The organism is Halomonas sp. Mc5H-6 (assembly GCF_024124705.1).
Classification (GTDB): Bacteria; Pseudomonadota; Gammaproteobacteria; order Pseudomonadales; family Halomonadaceae; genus Vreelandella; species Vreelandella subterranea.
Genome location: NZ_JAMXSI010000006.1, coordinates 143,540 through 160,928 on the forward strand (window position 1 = coordinate 143,540; position 17,389 = coordinate 160,928).

Genomic DNA, 17,389 nt, shown 5'->3' on the forward strand with positions numbered 1-17,389 from the left:
TGTGAAAAATGAATGACACTTGTTGATAGACGCAGTACGTCCGTTATTCGATATTTCGCTCGCGCCAGGTGTTAAGAAATTGCTGAAGGCGTTCGCTTTGGGGGTGGCGGAATAGCTTGTCCGGCGCGCCGCTCTCCACCACGCGGCCTTGATCCATAAAGATCACCCGGTCGGCCACTTTTGCGGCAAAGCCCATTTCGTGAGTGACCACCACCATGGTCATGCCGTCGGCAGCCAGCTTATTCATTACCTCCAGCACTTCCCCAACCAGCTCAGGGTCGAGCGCGGAAGTAGGTTCATCGAAAAACATCACTCGGGGCTTCATGGCCAGCGCTCTGGCAATGGCGACTCGCTGCTTCTGCCCGCCAGAAAGGCTCTCGGGAAAATGCCCGGCACGGTCGGCCAGGCCGACTTGCTCAAGCATGGCCATGCCCTCCTCGTCAGCCTCTCGGCGCGAGAGGCCGTTGACCAGTCGCAGCGCTTCGGTCACGTTCTCAATCGCGGTGCGATGCGGCCATAAATGGAAATGCTGAAACACCATGCCGACGGGAGCACGCACTTCGTCCACGCGCTTTTCACTGGTGCGAACGCGTTTCCCACCGCTGTCTTCGTAGCCCAATAGTTGGCTGTCTATATAAACGCTGCCGTGGTCATAGGGCTCCAAAAAAGCCAGGCAACGCAACAGGGTCGATTTACCTGAGCCAGAAGGCCCTATCACACACACCACCTCGGAAGGCGAAAGGCTGAAGTCGATATCGGTCAGCACCTCAAGGTCGCCAAATTGCTTGCTTACGCCCTGCGCCTCGACGATCGCTTTTTGTCGGGTAGACGGTGTTGTCGCTAACGAGTCAACCATGGGCATGGCGGGTACCTCCTCGTGGTTGGATGGGGCGTGGTTGACGGTTGGCCAAGCGCTTCTCCAGTGCATAGCCACCTCGCGCAATCAGTTCAATGATCAGCCAGTAGAGCAAGGCAACCGCCAGGTAGGGCTCAATGACTTGAAACGTCTGATTGACGATAGACGTGGCATTTTTGGTCAGGTCATCCACCGAGATGATCGATATCAGGGCAGACTCCTTCACCAAAATGATTAGCTGGTTGGTGCTAGGCGGCACTATCAAACGCGCCATTTGAGGAATCTGGATGCGGGTTAACACATGCCATGGGGAAATACCGAGCATGCGCGCCGCTTCCAGGTGCCCTTTTGGAACCGACTTGAAGCCGCCGCGATAAATTTCAGCAAAATATCCCGCGCCATACAGGCCGATGCCGACAACGCCAGCGACGCTCGCGCTTAAGGTCAAGCCGATGCTGGGGCCGCCGTAGTAGAGTAAAAACAGCAGAATCAGCAGGGGAATCCCGCGGCATAGCTCGACGTAGCAAGCCACCGGATAGCTGAATATCCGTGGGTTCGCGAGCCTGAGGGCGGCAAGCACCAACCCCAGCGAAAGGGCCAGCAAGCAGCCTAGAAAGCAGATCCAGACCGTGTTCCACAAGCCTTGTAGAATAAGTTCACGTGTTTCCCATAGGATGGTGATATCAAACATTCAGGCGCTCCCTTATTCGGTGGCCAGACCGCCGACCATGCGGCGTTCCAGGTAAGCGCTGACGCGGGCCAGCACCAGGTTCACGGCCAGATAAAGCAGCGCCGCCGCCAAGTACGTTTCCAGTGGCTGAAACGTGCGCGATGCAATCTGCTCACTAACCCGCATCAATTCCGTGACCGCAATTACCGAGATGAGCGAAGAGTTTTTGAGGATAGTGATGATTTCATTGGTCAGGGGTGGCAACGTCAGGCGGAACACCTGAGGCATGATGATGCGCTTTCGGATTTGCCAGGTAGATATGCCTGCCATTCGGGCGGCTTCTATTTGACCCGCAGGAATGTGGCTGATCCCGCTACGAAAAATTTCCGATTGAAACGCCGCCGTGTTCAAGGTGAGCGTCAGGATTGCGGCATAAATAGGCGCTATCTCGATGCCCACTTCCGGTAGCAGGTAGTAGACCAACAGCAACTGCAGCAGGATGGGCGTCCCTCGCCAGAAGCTCCGGTAAAGGCCGCATGGCCAGGCTAGTAGGCGATGGCGGCTCATCAGCCCGAACGCCATCAAGACACCGAATACCAAGCCCAATGCGATGGCGGAAAGCGAGACCACCAGTGTGGTGGTCAAGCCTTCAGCAAGGGCCGGATAGTGGTTGAGCAGAATCTCAAACATGTGGCACTCAGAGCGGTAGTGGCGGGTTATTCAGCGGAAGGAAGTTCGTCAGGCAGCTCCATGGGGGAGCCGAACCATTTTTCCTGTAGCTCGGCGAGCGTACCGTCTTCATTGAGTCGCTGGATTTGCTCGTCCATAAAGGCATTAAGCGATGCGCTCTCTTGATCATCACGGCCCGCCCAAGAGAAGTAGACCGGATCCCCAAAGGTGCCGACCACCTCAAAGACCTCTGGGCGCGTACGCTCGGCTTCCAGCAGGTTAGGCAAGCTGTTGATGACCACATCGACACGGCCGGTGCCCAGCTCGGCATAGGCCTCATCGACGCCAGTGTAGGTGCGAATGTCCTCAACCGGCGTGCCTACTGCCTCTAGCTCAGCGGCTAGCGCTTCCAGTGCGTCCAATTGCGCGGAACCCGACTGGGCTGCCGCCACTTTGCCCGCGATGTCTTCAGGGGAACTGATATCGTCTTCACCGGTGCGTTTAAGGATCGCCATGGTGGCATCGGCAATGGGGGCGCTTAGGTGATAGCGCTCCATGCGTTCAGGGGTGGCGGTCACGGAGGTGATGACATAATCAAACCGCTCGCGCTCCAGACCCGGCAGAATGCCTTGCCACGGCAGGTCCATGCGGATCAATTCCACGTCCTCACCAAGCTCAGGCATGATGTATTCCATGACGTCAGCTGAATAGCCGACGATTTCACCGTCTTCAATGTATTCAAACGGGGCAAAACGCGCTTCAGTGCCGACCGTAAACGTGCCCTCTGAGCGAATATCGTCGAGCAAATCGCTGTGGGCGGTGGAGGCAAAGCTGACGCTGAGCAGTAAACCAGCGGTAATAGCCGTTGTGGGATGCATGGGGATCTCCTCGGACAAGTGATGCTCGGATCTCAGTGGCGCAGGCCATCTGAGCAACAACACCTTGAGTTAAGCAGGAACCATGCAACAATAAAATTGCTATCTTTCGATGTTCACTCCCGTTTTATTGATGTTAAACGCACTAACGTAGAGCATTCTCATGAAGCTTTCAGCTGCCGATCTTAAAAGCCTTTCCGTCTTTCTGGCCGTTACCGAGCATCGTGGTTTTGCCGGTGCGCAAACGGCGCTCCACATGAGCCAATCCGCGGTCAGCTTTCACATTCGAGCGCTTGAAGAACGCGTGGGATTTACCGTCTGTCGACGGGGAAGGCAGGGGTTTGAGCTGACCGAACGGGGTGCCATTGTCTATGAGCGTGCCAAATTACTACTGGCGTCGGTCGATGATTTTGACAGCGAGATGAGCGAGTTACGCAGTTCCGTCTATGGCACCCTGCGCTTAGGGGTGGTCGATAACACGATCATGGATGTCGACCTTGATCTGCAGGGCGTTATTGGTGAGTTTTTACGCAAAAACCCCAAGGCACGCCTGAATATCAATGTGAGTAGCCCCGACCGTTTGATCGGTGAAATCGCCAACGGAGAGGTGCAGCTCGGGATCTTGCCTGAAACCGCCCAAATGGAAGGCTTGCAGCATCGTCAGGTCTATACCGAGGTGCATGGCATCTATTGCGCGAAACGCCATCCGCTGTTTGAACGCGACAGTCGTCAACTCACGGTGGAAGAAGTGATTCAACATGCCTTTGTGGTCAGGCCTTACGCCAACCTCCAGGAGCTCAAGAGCTTCCCCAATGCCCACGTTGGTGCGCATGCCTCCAACATGGAGGCCCAGGCATTGATGATATTGAGCGGCCACTTCATTGGCAATTTACCCCATTACTACGCCGCTCATTGGGTTGAACGTGGTGAGCTCAAAGCGCTATTGCCCGATCAGGTGGAAATTGCTTCGCCCTTTTGTGTCGTGACGCGTGCAGGTCGGCGGCCCTCTCTTATCGTGCGGACCTTTATCCAGGAACTCGTCTCCAGGCTTTGGCAACAATCGCACCTGATTGATGCCGATAAAGGCGAGGACTTCATGGTTGATGGGGACAGTTAGGCTGGGCATCACCGCTTTTACTGGCAGTGGAAAGAGACCTTGCCGATCTGAACAATGACGGCCTGGATGTAGTGGGATCGTTTACCAGCCCATCAGGAACGCAACTTACTGCGCGATCCGGATTACTCCCGCCACAAAACGTTACTCATGCACCGAAGGCAAAACGACATTGACCGGCCGACCGGCTTTATCGGCCATTGCTTCGATGGATTCTTTCAGTGCCTGACGTGCGTGGTCATCGCCGTGAACTAAACGCACCTCGCGCGGCCAGCGGCGCATCCGCTTGATGAAATTAAGCAAGTCGCGCTGCCCGGCATGGGCCGAGTAGCCGCTGATGGTGGTGATACCCGCCCGAATATTCACCCGCTCACCATCAAGCGCCACCCAACCACCTTCCGGCCCGTACCGCTGAATATCCCGCCCTGGCGTACCGGCGCCTTGATAACCCACAAACAGCACCTGATGACGCGGATCGCCCAGCATCGCCTTCAGATAGTTCACCACGCGCCCGCCCGCGCACATACCGCTGGCGGCAATCACCACCGCCGGGCGGCCGCTTTCAGCCAGGTAGCGCACGGTTCGCTCATGGGTCTCGTGCTCATCCACCGTGTACACATTCTCGAAGCTCAGCGGGTGCCTGCCCGAGCGCAAACGGCGCTGCGCCTCGGCGTCCCAGAACGGCTTCAATTGGCGATACACCCGCGTAAAGCGCGCCGCCAGCGGTGAGTCAACAATCACTTCAAGCGAGCGCCAGTCAGACGATGGCGGCGCGGCATGCACAATGGTTTCCAGCTCATACAGCAGTTCCTGCGTGCGGCCAATACTGAACGCCGGAATGATCACCGTTCCCCGGTTAGTCAGCGCTTGCTCGATGGCATTTTTCAGCGCCAGCCCGCGCTCGCGGCGACCTTCATGGTTGCGGTTACCGTAGGTGGACTCAAGCACCAGCACATCCGCCTGATACGGCGATTTCGGCGCAGGTAGCAGCGGCGTGTAAGGCGCACCCAGGTCGCCCGAGAACACCGCCCGCTGTTTGATGCTTTTCAGCTTATCGTTCAGCGCCACCTCAACGTAGCTGGAGCCCAGAATATGCCCCGCCCGCTTGAGCTTCACCCGCATGGCAAGGGTGTGATCGTCCACTAGCGTGTGCCATTTACCATAGGGAAGCGGTACCAACTGCTTTTGAAGCTGCGCCTGAAACTGCTCGATCAACCGCGCATTGCGGGTAAAGCCAATCTTCAAGGCATCCTCGATCACCAGCGGCAGCAACACAGCCGTTGGCTCAGAGCATAGAATGGGCCCTTTAAAGCCCGCGGCCAGCAAATACGGCAGACGGCCCACATGGTCAATATGCACATGGGTAATCACCAACGCTTTCAGCGTGCTGATATCAAAGCCCACCTCAAGCTGCGCCAGGCTATCCTCGGCGGCGTCTTCCCCCTGGAACAACCCGCAGTCCACCAGTAGCGAGTGCTCACTGCTCGCCATCAGTTGATGACAGCTACCCGTTACCCCGCCTGCCCCACCGTGATGACGAATCTCCGGCCACGTAGTCTGCGCGCCCATCTTGATATCCCTATTTAGCGATCCCTAAATAAAAAACGTATCACATTAAATAAAAAAGCGCCTGGCAAAGCCAAGCGCTTATAGACCAACCGATCGCTACAGGGCTGGCAGTGTTACCAAAATCTGTTGCAGGCGGGTTTTGTAGGAGCTCAATTCATTGAGCGATCAGCAATCATCCCGCCACCGAAGGAGATCGCCCGACAAAGTCTGGCAACTACAGGGCTGGAAGACTCTACTAAACCAAGTGCAAGTGGGGTTCGTAGGAGCTCAATTCATTGAGCGATCAGCAATCATCCCGCCACCGAAGGAGGTCGCCCGACGAAGTCAGGCTCCTACAGGGCTGGAAGACTCTACTAAACCAAGTGCAAGTGGGGTTCGTAGGAGCTCAATTCATTGAGCGATCAGCAATCATCCCGCCACCGAAGGAGATCGCCCGACGAAGTCTGGCTCCTACAGAGCTGGAAGACTCTACTAAACCAAGTGCAAGTGGGGTTCGTAGGAGTTCAATTCATTGACCGATCAGCAATGATCGAGCCACCAAGGGCTATCGCCCGACGAAGTTTTGCACCTACAGGGGCTGACAGGATCCACTAAACCAAGTGCAAGTGGGGTTCGTAGGAGCTCAATTCATTGAGCGATCAGCAATCATCCCGCCACCGAAGGAGATCGCCCGACGAAGTCTGGCTCCAACAGGGGCTGAGTGCCAACTACCAGCGCATGTGCATCGGGGGTTGTAGGAGCCCAATTCATTGGGCGATCAGAAAGGATCAAGCCACCAAAGCGATCCCCCGACGAAGTCTTGTATCGCGCAGGTCGAAAGACCCATGGTAACCAGCACTTGACCAAAGAGGCCTTATAACGGCCTCTTCAGCACATATTACGCAGTTAACTACAGTGTATTTTTATAAAAGGCACCGTCTTTCATGATGAGCATCAGTTGTTCATCCGGCTGGGTAAGCACATTGATGTCATCCAATGGATTATCCTTGAGGATAATGATGTCCCCGCGTGCGCCTGGAATAATCTCGCCAAAATCGCCAACGTAATCAAAGGCATCAGCGGCATTGCAGGTCGCGGTACGGATCAACTCATCGGTTGGCACCACATCTTTGCGAAGATGAAATTCATTGAGCTGATGACGCTGCATTCGGCCCAGCAAGTCCGTGCCGAATAGCATCTTGACGCCATGGCGTTGTGCCATTTCGAGCGCCTTACCGCCCGCATCAAGAACATCAAACACCTTGCGTTGTAAGTGCTCCGCCATACCGGCCTCAACGCCTTCCTTGGCCAAGGCATCATAGGTGGCAAGCGTCGGCGTCAGGTAGGCGTCGTGCTTGATGAACAAACGGCAGCTCTCTTCATCCATCAGGTTCCCGTGCTCAATGGTTTTGACGCCCCGGGGAATCAGCCGGTTGATGGCGCGTGCCGTATAGGCATGGGCCATGGTATGGATATTGGCCGCCGTCGCTTCCTCGACGATAGCGTCGATTTCCTCGATAGAAAACTGAGTGCTATCGATACGATCCGTAGGCGAAGAAACGCCGCCGGACGCCATGATCTTGATCTGGGTGGCGCCCTTGCGGATCTCGTCTCGGGCGGCACGGCGCACTTCGCTGACACCGTCGCAAACCCGGCCCAGGCCAGAGCAACAGAAGCAGCCTTCGAAGGTTTGTTGCCCCGGCCCGCGCATATCGGCATGCCCACCCGTCTGTGAAAGTGCATTGCCAGCGTACATGATGCGCGGCCCAACCAAAGCCCCTTCATCGACCGCCTTCGCCAGACCGTAATCGGCACCACCGGCATCCCGCACAGTGGTGAAACCACGCATCAGCATATCTTCCAGCAGCTCACTCGACTTGGCGCCGACATAAAACGGCGAAAGCGTTTCAAGCAAGGCGAAATTGGGCGTTATGGCCGTCACATGGACATGAGAATCAACCAGACCCGGCATCAAGAAATGCCCACGGACATCAACGACCTGGTCATCATCACCATCCAACTGAGCATCACTCACCGCAACGATACGGCCCTCTTGTACACGCACCTGCTGGTTGGCAAGCACCTTCCCGTTACGCGTATCAATAACGTTGGCGTTAATAAAACGAGTTGATTTCATTGGAATTCCTTTTAATAGAGCGAGCGTTAAAACATTTTTTGTGGGAGATAAAGTGACAGTGCTGGAATCAGCACGATCAATAACAGGGCGATAATGTCCATGACGATGAACCAGCTTACGCCTCTGAAGACTTCAGAAAGAGTGACGCTTTTACCCAGCGCACCCTTGATGACATAAACGTTCAGCCCGATGGGCGGCGTCACCAACCCCACCTCGAGCAGCTTGACGACGATAATCCCGAACCAGATCAAGTTGAGATCAGCGCCTTCGACCAATGGCAGGATCAGCGGCAGCGTAAGAAGCAACAGGCCGATGGAGTCAATGAACATTCCCAACACCAGATAGATCAGCGCTACCGCGAGAATGATCCACCACGTCTCGGTGCTGACACCCAGAATCAGCTCGGAGAAGGCAGCAGGCACCCCACTCATGGCGAGAAAGCGAGTAAAAAACAACGAGCCGATCAGGATTATGAAGATACTCGCAGTGCTCACCGCCGTGCTGACCAGCGCCTCCTTGATAGCCTCCATGGTGAGGGAACGCCGCGCAAAGGCGATGACGGCCGCGATGGTAGTGCCCACGGCGCCTGCTTCGGTAGGCGAGAAAACACCGAGAAAAATCCCGCCCAGTACAGAACCAATCAGAAGAGGTAACGGCCAGATATCTTTAAAGGCATCCCATTTCTCGTCCCAGGTGGAACGCACATCAACGTTGCCAGCCAGGCTCGGGTTAAGCTTGGTCCTCACCATGATCATGGCGATATACAGCAGCGCCGAGAGAACCCCCGGAATAAAACCGGCCATGAACAGCTGGCCCACCGAAACCTGAGCGTAAACACCGTAGAGCACCAGCAGCACGCTGGGAGGAATCAAGGAGCCCAAGGTGCCTGACGCCGCCACGGTACCTGTAGCCAGCCCCTTGTTGTAGTTGTGCTTGAGCATCTCGGGGACGGCAATGCGCGACATGGCCGCCGACGTAGCAACACTGGAGCCAGAGGCGGCAGCGAAGAAGGCGGATGCCATCACACTGGAGACCGCCAAACCACCAGGCAATCGAGCCAGGTAAAGCCGCATGGCATGGAAGAGCCCCTTGGTCATGCGGGTACTGGTACACAAGTAACCCATGAACAGGAACATGGGCGCAGCCGTCAGTTCCCAGGTGCCCGCAAAGTCGAACGGCGTGGCCGAAATCATGCCCCAGGCCACCCGCATATTGGTCAACTCACTGATGCCGATGATCGACACAAGCCCCAGGGCGATGCCAATGGGCACACGCAGGGCGATCAGGGCCAAGGCAATGGCAATGCCTGCCACGCCTATTTCGATATTACTCATGGGGGTACTCCTACAGGGCTCGGCGTAGACGCAGCGCCTTGATCATATTGGCGATGATGGCCAGGCACATGGCGGCAAAACCAACCGGTAACGCCCAGCGGCTAGGCCAAAGATAGAACTGGAAATTCGCCATGGCAGTTTCCAGCCTGAGCGTGGCCTCCAGGGCATCGAGATAACTCTGGTAGCAGAGCATGCCGAAATAGATCAGGCCGAGCGAACTGGCAAACAGGTAAAGCACTAGCTGCAAGAAAGGTGGGAGTCTTCCGGCGAGTACGTCGACACTGATGTGCTCCTGCTGGAGTTCGACATAGGCCAGCGGCAGAAAGACCACAGCAACCATGTAGTAGAAAGAAACAAATTCCAGCGTCCCCGCGAACGACTTCCCGAACACGTATCGAAGCGCTACGTCCAGCGAGACATGCAACGCCATCAGTATCAAGAAGAGCGTTGCCAGCACCAGGGCGCTTTTAGCAAACCAGTGGCTCAGAGACTCGAAGCGCTCGATAATCATGCGGGTTCACTCCTCGTCGAATCCGAGGCAGAAAAACCCAGTTTCAGAAGCGTCTCTTTCCAGAAAATCAGCATATCCCTGTAAAGTTCAGGGTCATCACGCCATATGCTCTGAGCCCCCATGCCTCGCATCATGCACAGGGTGGCATTGAGGGCGACCCGGTTCTGATGCGATGTGTGTTCCGAACTGGAAACTAACTGCTCCCAGATTTTCTCCAAGGAGTCATTGAACCTTGCGGCAAGCGGCACGAGTGCACTCATTATATCGGGGTCGGTGCGCGCATTAGTCAGGAACTCAAGGGTCACCATGTACATGTCCCCCTTGAAATGCTCATGCAAGGCCTTCAACAGGCTATCGAAGTTCATCCTGCCTTCGCTGACGCCTATCGCCATCTCCCGGACGCTTTCAACCTCACGGTTGAGCAAATCCTCGAGCGCAGCCTGCATCAACAACGTTTTAGAGGGGTAGTGATGAACCAAAGCACCGCGAGAAACACCGGCCTGACGAGCGACATCAACGGTAGAGGTCGCACGAATGCCCTTGGCAAGAATGCATTCAATCGTCGCTTGCGTGACCCGGGTCTGGGTTTGGTGTGAGCGCTCTTCCTGGTTCTTTCGCTTTGTCATGGCGAACCCTTACCTTTCTCGGCCATGGCCGCCTCGGTGAGGCGACCTGGGGGTTTAAGCATTAATAAATACCGTAGTCTGCAGGAAGTTTGTCGAAGATTTCTTCCATTGCCAGTTCAGCTAAAGCGTCTTCGTCTTCGCGGTCAACCTCACTGATCAAGGCTTCCCACTTGTCATAGGTGGCCAGGAAGTCATCGATCAGCGCCTCCGGGTCTTCTACACCGTATTGATCGCGGGCCTTGTCATAGACATTTTCCAGCGCTTCTTCACGGAACGTTTCGACAGACGCCATCAGGTCTTCTTCAGGCTGGTAAATATTGGTTCCGTTTGCTTCAGCCTCTTCCATGGCGGCTTCAGCCGCGCCGATGTATTGAACCACCATGCGCGTCATGGCCTTGGCGCTCGCTTCCTTGAAAACCTCACGCTGCTCATCGCTTAGGTCAGCCCAGAAACCGGAGTTGAAGCCCCACTGAGGGCCTGACCAATACATACCGGTAGGCAGAAGAGTGGTGTGCTCGGCGACCTCCCACAGCGAGCGATCAATCAGATCGTTGACCGCATTAGTCGCACAATCCAGTGAACCGCGGTCGAGCCCGCTGTACATCTCGCTGGAAGGTACGTTGACCGGCGTGCCACCCGCTTCTTCGACCCATGCAGACACCGTGGAACCGGCCGTGCGGATGCGCTTCCCGCGTAGCTCGTCAAGGTTGCGCACGGGTTCGCGGCACATCAACACATAGGGCGGGGTGTTGTAGGCGCCAAGGTAGACGATATCCAGTTCTTCCCACTCGGCAAGTTGCGTGGGATTGTTCAGGCTGAAGTCGGTAACAGCCAGCACACTGATCAGCGGATCAGAGTAGTTGAACCCCAGCTCCTGCACGGCATTGGCTACCGGCATTTCGGAAGGCGTGTAAATAGCCGCGTGATGAGCGACTTGAGCAATATTATCCTGGATCCCTTGCAGGCTAGCGCGGGGGGCTAACAGCACCGTCCCGGTATACACATCGGGTTGAAGTTCACCATTGGAAAGCTCTTTCACCGTCTCAGCCCACTCAATGTAACCATAGCGAGAGAAAGGGTGCTGTTGGTCATAGAAGGAATTGGCGATGAAGGAAGTCGATGCTTGTGCTGAAGCCACGTAGGCAGGCAGCGCCAGAGCGGCGACGACGAGCGGTAGCGTATTGCGAGTAACGTTCATACAGTTTCCCCGGCCGAGTTAATCGACAGTTTGTTGCTATTATCTTGCTGTATATAGGGCGGCACCTAGCGGATTGGCGAGTGCACGTTATTCAATGTAGACTTCAAGAAACAAAAAAACAAGCAGGTCTGTTTGTTTTTAAGGGCCTGCCGTTTTGCGAAAGGTTACGCGATGACATCAAAGGAAAACCCGACTCGACTCGATAGAGCGGGCACCTGGAAAGGGATACGCCTGATGCTGCCGCTGGCGGCTTTCACGGTGGCGTTTGGCTTGGCGTTTGGCGTTGCGGCCGTGCACCAGGGGCTCGCTGATTGGGAAGCGATGCTGATGAGCCTTTTTGTGTTTGCCGCACCGTCGCAGTTTGCAGCCCTGGAGTTGTGGCACTCCCCCCTGCCCTTGCTGGCGTTAGCCGCGATCACCCTGGCCATCCATACCCGGCATATGCTGATGAGTGCAGCACTCTACCCCTGGCTCAAGCCCTTGCCGCGCCGTCAGCAATTCGCCATGGTGATCCTGCTCACCGACTCGAACTGGGCCATGGCCCTGGGGGAATATCACCGGGGTGAGCGTAACCTGGGCGTTCTGCTGGGGGGAGGGATCGCGCTATGGAGCGCTTGGGTGGTAGGGACCGCCATCGGGCTGGTATTTGGTGGCGGCATCACCGAGCCAGAACGGTTCGGTCTTGACGTGATCATGCTCTGCTTTCTACTCATGATCGTAGTAGGAGGAAAGCCCCGGGCCATCATGGCCGTCCCCTGGCTGGCGGCCGCCATCAGCGCGCTCATGGCGTACTGGTGGCTCCCCCCCTATCTGCACGTCATGGTAGGCGCCCTGACGGGGGGAGTGATCGCCGTGCTGTTGCCCGGGCGCTGGTTCAGGGAAACTGGCTCATGAGTTCGCTGCAGGTCTGGCAATCGTTATTGGCGATCTCATTAATGGCCCTGATCGCCTACGGCTCCAGGGTCCTGGGGCTGTTGATCATGGCAACGGTGCCTTTAAGCCCCCTGGTACGGCGCTTCGTCGATGCCATGTCAAGTTCAGTGCTGATTGCCGTGATAACGCCCATGATCGTGCATGGAGACGGAGGCGCGCGGCTTGCAGCCGTTGCAGCCGGGGCGGTAGCGATTGGCCTGCGAAGCCCCCTGGTATCAATCGCGGTAGGGATAACCTGCGCGGCATCCTGGCGGTGGTGGTTTTCCTGAAAGTAAATGACAAAACCTAGTGGGCACCTGCCCTCCCCCCAGCCACTACGCTAGACATTGGTCTACCCTCCATTGATTTGCCCATGGCGGACGACTAGTGTTCATTAATGTTGACGTTAACATTCAAAAATATCAGCACTCACCCGCTGTACAAATGTTTGTCTAACGTCAAGTTGCTTTAACGACAAAAGACAATTAAAGGAGAGAGTTTGATGGCTAATGAATTGGAAGGAAAAGTAGCCGCCGTCACCGGCGCGGCATCGGGCATTGGGCTTGCGACTGTAAAGGAGATGATTGCATCAGGCGCTCGCGTCGTACTGGTTGACCGCGACCAGGCCGCTCTGAAGGCAATCTGTGAGGAGTTAGGCGATGCTGCGATTCCTCTGGTCATGGACTTGCTCGATCCCAAGGACTGCGCAACGCTGCTGTCTCAGATCCTGGAGAAAGCCGGCCAACTCGATATCTTCCACGCCAATGCGGGTAGCTACATCGGGGGTGACTTGCTTGACGCTGACCCAGATGCCATTGACCGCATGGTGAGTCTCAATGTCAGCGTCGTGATGAAGAACGTCCAGAACGTCTTGCCCCACATGATTGAACGCGGAACGGGCGACATCATGGTGACAAGCTCGGTCGCCGGGCACTTCCCTGTCCATTGGGAGCCGGTCTACGCCTCCTCCAAATGGGCCATGAACAATTTCGTCCAGACCGTGCGTCGCCAAGTCCTGAAACATGGCATCCGTGTGGCTTCGGTTTCACCGGGCCCTGTCAACAGTGCCTTGCTGGCTGACTGGCCAGAAGAAAACCTGCGCAAGGCGAAAGAGTCAGGCAGCATTATTGAGCCAACGGATGTATCTGATGCCGTCATGTACATGCTGACTCGCCCTCGCAATGTCACCATTCGTGACATGGTGGTCCTGCCCAGCAATTTCGATATGTAAAGTAAACCTCGGAGAGAGTGATCAGGCGTTAGTAGACATTGGTCTGAGTTCTATTGCTTTGTCATCAGGACTCTTCTAGCTTTTCAATGTTGACGTTAACATTTCAATAAATGTCAGCTCTCTTGCATCTTGCAATGCCACAACAGCAATGCCACAACAACAAATCTGGAGCCAACCATGAAAATTAATGATATCGCAGTACCCTTTCGCAAGACGGCGCTCATCGCCGCCAGCGCCGCCGTTTTGACTGCAGGAACCGCCACGGCCGATGAGCATAACCTCAAGATCGGCATGTCTTTCCAGGAGCTTAACAACGAATACTTCGTGACCATGCAAGCGGCACTCGAGAGCGCCGCCGAGAGCATTGGCGCCGAAGTGATCACCACCGATGCCCGCCACGATGTCTCCAAGCAGGTCAGTGATGTCGAGGATATGATCCAGCAAGATATCGATATCCTGCTACTCAACCCCGCCGACTCGGTCGGTGTCGAAACGGCGGTGCTGGCTGCTGAGGAAGCAGGCGTCACCACCGTTGCCATTGACGCTCAGGCCGAGGGTCCCGTGGACGGCTTCGTGGGTTCCAAGAACTACGACGCCGGTTATAAAGCCTGCGACTACCTGGCCCAGGAACTCGACGGAGAAGGTCAGGTGGCGCTACTGGACGGTATTCCGGTCGTGCCTATCCTTGAACGTATCGAAGGCTGCAACGATGCGCTTGCGGAATACGACGGCATTGAGGTCGTCGACAAGCAGAATGGTCGCCAGGAGCGCACCCACGCCATGTCCGTGACCGAGAACATGATTCAGGCCAATCCCGAGCTCGACGGCCTGTTCAGCGTCAACGACATCGGCTCCCTGGGTGCCCTGATCGCCATCAACTCCAGCGGCAACGATATCAAACTGGTGAGCGTCGACGGCCACCCCGAAGCCGTTGCCGAGATTCAGAAAGAAGACTCGCAGTTCATTGCCACCTCGGCACAATACCCCGCCGACATGGTGCGTGTGGGCCTGGGCCTGGCGCTGGCCAAGCATTGGGGCGCTGAAACCGCACCCGCGGAAATCCCTATCGACGTCGAGCTGATTGACCGAGATAAAGCCGCCGATTTCAGCTGGTAACCCTGATACCACTGACGCTGACAACGTGTGCCGCCGCCAGGCGGCACATGAGGGTATTTCCATGACTCCATTACTTTCCCTGAGGCACATCTCGAAGTCGTTCCCCGGGGTGAAGGCCCTGCAAGATGTGTCGCTCGATCTCCACGCTGGCGAGGTGCATGCCCTGCTTGGCGAGAACGGGGCTGGCAAGTCGACGCTGATGAAGATTCTCTGCGGCATCTACCGTCAAGATGAAGGAGACATCATCATTGATGGCAAGCGCTGCGAATTTCACGGGTATCAGGATGCGCTGGACGCCGGTATCGGCATTATCTTCCAAGAGTTCAGCCTGATCCCCGATCTGGACGCCGTCGACAATATTTTCCTGGGACGTGAAAAACGCAACCGATTAGGGCTACGTGACCGACGTGGCATGGTCGCCGAAGCTCAGCGCTTGTTCGAGCGTCTCAATGTGAGCATCCCCCTGGACTGCCCTATCGTTGAGCTGAGCGTCGCCGACCAGCAGTTTATCGAAATTGCCAAAGCACTATCGCTGGATGCACGCATCCTGGTACTTGACGAGCCAACCGCCACCTTGACGCCCAGTGAAGCCGATCACCTGTTCAGCATCATGCGCGAATTGCGCAAGCAAGAGGTCGGCATGGTGTTTATCTCTCACCACATGGAGGAAATCTTCACTATCTGCGATCACGTCACCGTGATGCGTGATGGTGAGAAGGTCTATGACGGTGACACCGCCTCGACCACTCCCGATGACCTGATCGAAAAGATGGTCGGACGACGTGTCGAGAACCTGTTCCCCGAATACCGGTGCGATGCCGACCGCGCTGACGTGGTACTGGACATTGAATCGCTACGCCTCGACCCCGAGGGTCCCGAGTATTCATTGAAACTTCATCGTGGCGAGATCCTTGGCTTCGCAGGCTTGGTAGGCTCCGGTCGCACCGAGCTCGCCATGGGGCTTATCGGTGCGACACGTCCCGTACATGCCAAGGTCAGCATGGAAGGCAAGCCGATCAAGCTCCGCCACCCGGCAACCGCCCTTGAGCAGGGAATCGGGTTACTACCGGAAAGCCGCAAGACCCAAGGCCTGATCCTGCCATTTTCTTGCCGCGACAACATCTCCCTGAACAACCTGGCGCAATTCCAGGGCGCCTTGCCGTTGATCAAACGCCGTCAGGAGTCAAATATTGCCGCCGACCTGATGAACTCGGTGCGGGTAAAAGCCCCTGGTCCTGAAACACCGGTCAGCAACCTTAGTGGTGGCAACCAACAAAAAGTGGTCATCGCCCGCTGGCTGGGTCACCAGTGCAAGGTGTTGATCTTCGACGAACCTACCCGGGGCATCGATGTTGGCGCCAAATCGGAAATCTATGCCTTGATGAAGGAGCTCACCGCACAGGGCGTGTCGATCATCATGATCTCCTCAGAACTACCCGAAGTGCTCGGCTTGTGTGACCGCGTCGCGGTCTTCTATCAAGGCCGGATCGCCGCCGAACTCGAGGGCGAACATCTCAGCTCACAATCTATCATGCACCATGCTACTGGGGGACTCAGCGCATGAACCAGCTTGCATCTACTCCCGGCTCCGCCCGTCAGTCACTCAAGATGCGACTGGCTCGCTGGCGCCGAACGCCAGTCTTCTACCCGTTGATCGGTTTCATCGTCGTCTTCGTCGCCATGGGATTGATCAATGACAACTTCCTGTCAGGCAGCAATCTGGCCAACCTGGTGCGCCAGTCGTCGATCATCGCGATCATCGCCGTCGGCATGAGCCTGGCCATCCTCACCGGCGGCATCGACCTGTCGGTCGGCCCGGTCATGGCGCTATCGGGAACGCTCATGGCCGGCATGATGGTGGCCGGGTTGCCACCCTCGCTGGCGATCGTGCTCGGGCTCTTGGTAGGTGCCGCTTTCGGGGCCTTCAATGGTGTCTTCGTCGCCTTTGCGGGGATGCCCCCGATCATCGTCACCCTGGCGACCATGGGCATCGCCCGTGGCCTCGGGTTGATCTACACCGGCGGCTATCCGATCTCCGGTCTGCCGGAGGGGTTTGCCTTTTTCGGGCGCGGCAGCGTGGCCGGTATCGAGACGCCGATCCTGATCATGATTGCCGTTTATGCCGTCGGTTATGTACTGCTCAGTCATACATCGACCGGTCGCTACCTGTATGCCATCGGTGGCAACGAGGAAGCGACCCGGCTGTCCGGTATTCGCGTCTCCCGCTACAAACTGCTGGTCTACACACTGAGCGGTACCACGGCCGCTATCGCCGGCTTGATTCTGACCTCACGGCTCATGAGCGGGCAGCCCAATGCCGGGGTCGGCTTCGAACTCGACGCCATCGCCGCCGTGGTGCTTGGGGGCGCCGCCATCACCGGGGGGCGCGGCATGATCCTGGGTACGCTAGTCGGCGCCATGCTGCTGGGCGTGCTCAATAACGGCCTCAACCTGATGGGCGTGTCGCCCTACCTCCAGACCGTCATCAAGGGCTTGATCATCCTGCTGGCGATCTATATCAGCCGCAAGCGCACGCTGTGAATTTCGACATACGCTTTGGCGAGATTCAGCCCCGCGTCGATAGTCGAGAGT

17 protein-coding genes are annotated in these 17,389 nt (G+C 56.5%); 7 read left to right on the plus strand and 10 right to left on the minus strand.

The annotated features are described in order from the left end of the window. Nucleotides 1-43: 43 nt before the first annotated feature. Genes NH395_RS10650 through NH395_RS10665 form a run of 4 tightly spaced genes read right to left on the minus strand, consistent with a single transcriptional unit; the run spans nucleotide 44 to nucleotide 3,073 of the window. A complete protein-coding gene (locus NH395_RS10650) occupies nucleotides 44-856 on the minus strand; it encodes an amino acid ABC transporter ATP-binding protein (RefSeq protein ID WP_290443799.1) in 813 nt (270 codons plus the stop codon). Next, the gene (locus NH395_RS10655) at nucleotides 849-1,547 is read right to left on the minus strand and encodes an amino acid ABC transporter permease (RefSeq protein ID WP_253024626.1); all 699 of its coding nucleotides are present in this window, start codon (nucleotides 1,545-1,547) and stop codon (nucleotides 849-851) included. Before NH395_RS10655 ends, NH395_RS10650 begins: the two co-directional genes overlap by 8 nt. A 12-nt stretch (nucleotides 1,548-1,559) precedes the next feature. Beyond that, a complete protein-coding gene (locus NH395_RS10660) occupies nucleotides 1,560-2,216 on the minus strand; it encodes an amino acid ABC transporter permease (RefSeq protein ID WP_253024627.1) in 657 nt (218 codons plus the stop codon). A 26-nt stretch (nucleotides 2,217-2,242) separates the two neighbouring features. After that, nucleotides 2,243-3,073 carry a transporter substrate-binding domain-containing protein gene (locus NH395_RS10665; RefSeq protein WP_253024628.1) on the minus strand — a complete coding sequence of 277 codons (831 nt, stop codon included), beginning with the start codon at nucleotides 3,071-3,073 and terminating at the stop codon, nucleotides 2,243-2,245. Nucleotides 3,074-3,233: 160 nt separating this feature from the next. On the opposite strand from NH395_RS10665, the gene NH395_RS10670 reads away from it, so the two are divergent. Continuing rightward, nucleotides 3,234-4,187: a LysR family transcriptional regulator gene (locus NH395_RS10670; protein ID WP_253024629.1), complete on the plus strand. Its 954-nt coding sequence runs from the start codon at nucleotides 3,234-3,236 to the stop codon at nucleotides 4,185-4,187. A 141-nt stretch (nucleotides 4,188-4,328) separates the two neighbouring features. On the opposite strand, the gene NH395_RS10675 is transcribed toward NH395_RS10670, so the two are convergent. From NH395_RS10675 to NH395_RS10700, 6 genes are all read right to left on the minus strand, one after another. Beyond that, nucleotides 4,329-5,753 (minus strand): MBL fold metallo-hydrolase, encoded by a 1,425-nt coding sequence (locus tag NH395_RS10675; RefSeq protein ID WP_253024630.1) that lies wholly within the window; start codon nucleotides 5,751-5,753, stop codon nucleotides 4,329-4,331. Between the two features lie 889 nt (nucleotides 5,754-6,642). Beyond that, nucleotides 6,643-7,869 carry an amidohydrolase family protein gene (locus tag NH395_RS10680; RefSeq protein WP_253024631.1) on the minus strand — a complete coding sequence of 409 codons (1,227 nt, stop codon included), beginning with the start codon at nucleotides 7,867-7,869 and terminating at the stop codon, nucleotides 6,643-6,645. 26 nt (nucleotides 7,870-7,895) lie between these two features. Beyond that, entirely contained in the window at nucleotides 7,896-9,203 is a 1,308-nt protein-coding gene (locus tag NH395_RS10685) for a TRAP transporter large permease subunit (protein WP_253024632.1), read from the minus strand. A gap of 10 nt (nucleotides 9,204-9,213) precedes the next feature. Further along, the gene (locus NH395_RS10690; protein WP_253024633.1) at nucleotides 9,214-9,714 is read right to left on the minus strand and encodes a TRAP transporter small permease; all 501 of its coding nucleotides are present in this window, start codon (nucleotides 9,712-9,714) and stop codon (nucleotides 9,214-9,216) included. Next, a complete protein-coding gene (locus tag NH395_RS10695) occupies nucleotides 9,711-10,340 on the minus strand; it encodes a TetR/AcrR family transcriptional regulator (protein ID WP_253024634.1) in 630 nt (209 codons plus the stop codon). Before NH395_RS10695 ends, NH395_RS10690 begins: the two co-directional genes overlap by 4 nt. Before the next feature lie 61 nt (nucleotides 10,341-10,401). Next, complete coding sequence (locus tag NH395_RS10700) at nucleotides 10,402-11,538, minus strand: C4-dicarboxylate TRAP transporter substrate-binding protein (RefSeq protein WP_253024636.1); 1,137 nt, start codon at nucleotides 11,536-11,538, stop codon at nucleotides 10,402-10,404. 171 nt (nucleotides 11,539-11,709) lie between these two features. Here NH395_RS10700 and NH395_RS10705 point away from each other — a divergent pair, with 171 nt between their 5' ends. From NH395_RS10705 to NH395_RS10730, 6 genes are all read left to right on the plus strand, one after another. After that, the gene (locus NH395_RS10705; RefSeq protein WP_253024638.1) at nucleotides 11,710-12,432 is read left to right on the plus strand and encodes an AzlC family ABC transporter permease; all 723 of its coding nucleotides are present in this window, start codon (nucleotides 11,710-11,712) and stop codon (nucleotides 12,430-12,432) included. Further along, a complete protein-coding gene (locus NH395_RS10710) occupies nucleotides 12,429-12,740 on the plus strand; it encodes an AzlD domain-containing protein (RefSeq protein ID WP_085918921.1) in 312 nt (103 codons plus the stop codon). Before NH395_RS10705 ends, NH395_RS10710 begins: the two co-directional genes overlap by 4 nt. A gap of 212 nt (nucleotides 12,741-12,952) precedes the next feature. After that, complete coding sequence (locus NH395_RS10715) at nucleotides 12,953-13,681, plus strand: SDR family oxidoreductase (RefSeq protein WP_253024640.1); 729 nt, start codon at nucleotides 12,953-12,955, stop codon at nucleotides 13,679-13,681. A gap of 177 nt (nucleotides 13,682-13,858) precedes the next feature. Next, nucleotides 13,859-14,797 carry an ABC transporter substrate-binding protein gene (locus tag NH395_RS10720; protein WP_253024641.1) on the plus strand — a complete coding sequence of 313 codons (939 nt, stop codon included), beginning with the start codon at nucleotides 13,859-13,861 and terminating at the stop codon, nucleotides 14,795-14,797. A gap of 61 nt (nucleotides 14,798-14,858) precedes the next feature. Beyond that, nucleotides 14,859-16,361, plus strand: coding sequence for a sugar ABC transporter ATP-binding protein (locus NH395_RS10725; RefSeq protein WP_253024643.1), 1,503 nt, complete (start codon nucleotides 14,859-14,861; stop codon nucleotides 16,359-16,361). After that, entirely contained in the window at nucleotides 16,358-17,338 is a 981-nt protein-coding gene (locus NH395_RS10730) for a ribose ABC transporter permease (protein WP_253024645.1), read from the plus strand. Before NH395_RS10725 ends, NH395_RS10730 begins: the two co-directional genes overlap by 4 nt. Nucleotides 17,339-17,389: the final 51 nt, after the last annotated feature.

Bases quoted from the DNA above. Each gene is read 5' to 3' on its own strand.
- NH395_RS10650 (WP_290443799.1), bottom strand. From the start codon at position 856: ATGGTTGACTCGTTAGCGACAACACCGTCTACCCGACAAAAAGCGATC.
- NH395_RS10655 (WP_253024626.1), bottom strand. From the start codon at position 1,547: ATGTTTGATATCACCATCCTATGGGAAACACGTGAACTTATTCTACAA.
- NH395_RS10660 (WP_253024627.1), bottom strand. From the start codon at position 2,216: ATGTTTGAGATTCTGCTCAACCACTATCCGGCCCTTGCTGAAGGCTTG.
- NH395_RS10665 (WP_253024628.1), bottom strand. From the start codon at position 3,073: ATGCATCCCACAACGGCTATTACCGCTGGTTTACTGCTCAGCGTCAGC.
- NH395_RS10670 (WP_253024629.1), top strand. From the start codon at position 3,234: ATGAAGCTTTCAGCTGCCGATCTTAAAAGCCTTTCCGTCTTTCTGGCC.
- NH395_RS10675 (WP_253024630.1), bottom strand. From the start codon at position 5,753: ATGGGCGCGCAGACTACGTGGCCGGAGATTCGTCATCACGGTGGGGCA.
- NH395_RS10680 (WP_253024631.1), bottom strand. From the start codon at position 7,869: ATGAAATCAACTCGTTTTATTAACGCCAACGTTATTGATACGCGTAAC.
- NH395_RS10685 (WP_253024632.1), bottom strand. From the start codon at position 9,203: ATGAGTAATATCGAAATAGGCGTGGCAGGCATTGCCATTGCCTTGGCC.
- NH395_RS10690 (WP_253024633.1), bottom strand. From the start codon at position 9,714: ATGATTATCGAGCGCTTCGAGTCTCTGAGCCACTGGTTTGCTAAAAGC.
- NH395_RS10695 (WP_253024634.1), bottom strand. From the start codon at position 10,340: ATGACAAAGCGAAAGAACCAGGAAGAGCGCTCACACCAAACCCAGACC.
- NH395_RS10700 (WP_253024636.1), bottom strand. From the start codon at position 11,538: ATGAACGTTACTCGCAATACGCTACCGCTCGTCGTCGCCGCTCTGGCG.
- NH395_RS10705 (WP_253024638.1), top strand. From the start codon at position 11,710: ATGACATCAAAGGAAAACCCGACTCGACTCGATAGAGCGGGCACCTGG.
- NH395_RS10710 (WP_085918921.1), top strand. From the start codon at position 12,429: ATGAGTTCGCTGCAGGTCTGGCAATCGTTATTGGCGATCTCATTAATG.
- NH395_RS10715 (WP_253024640.1), top strand. From the start codon at position 12,953: ATGGCTAATGAATTGGAAGGAAAAGTAGCCGCCGTCACCGGCGCGGCA.
- NH395_RS10720 (WP_253024641.1), top strand. From the start codon at position 13,859: ATGAAAATTAATGATATCGCAGTACCCTTTCGCAAGACGGCGCTCATC.
- NH395_RS10725 (WP_253024643.1), top strand. From the start codon at position 14,859: ATGACTCCATTACTTTCCCTGAGGCACATCTCGAAGTCGTTCCCCGGG.
- NH395_RS10730 (WP_253024645.1), top strand. From the start codon at position 16,358: ATGAACCAGCTTGCATCTACTCCCGGCTCCGCCCGTCAGTCACTCAAG.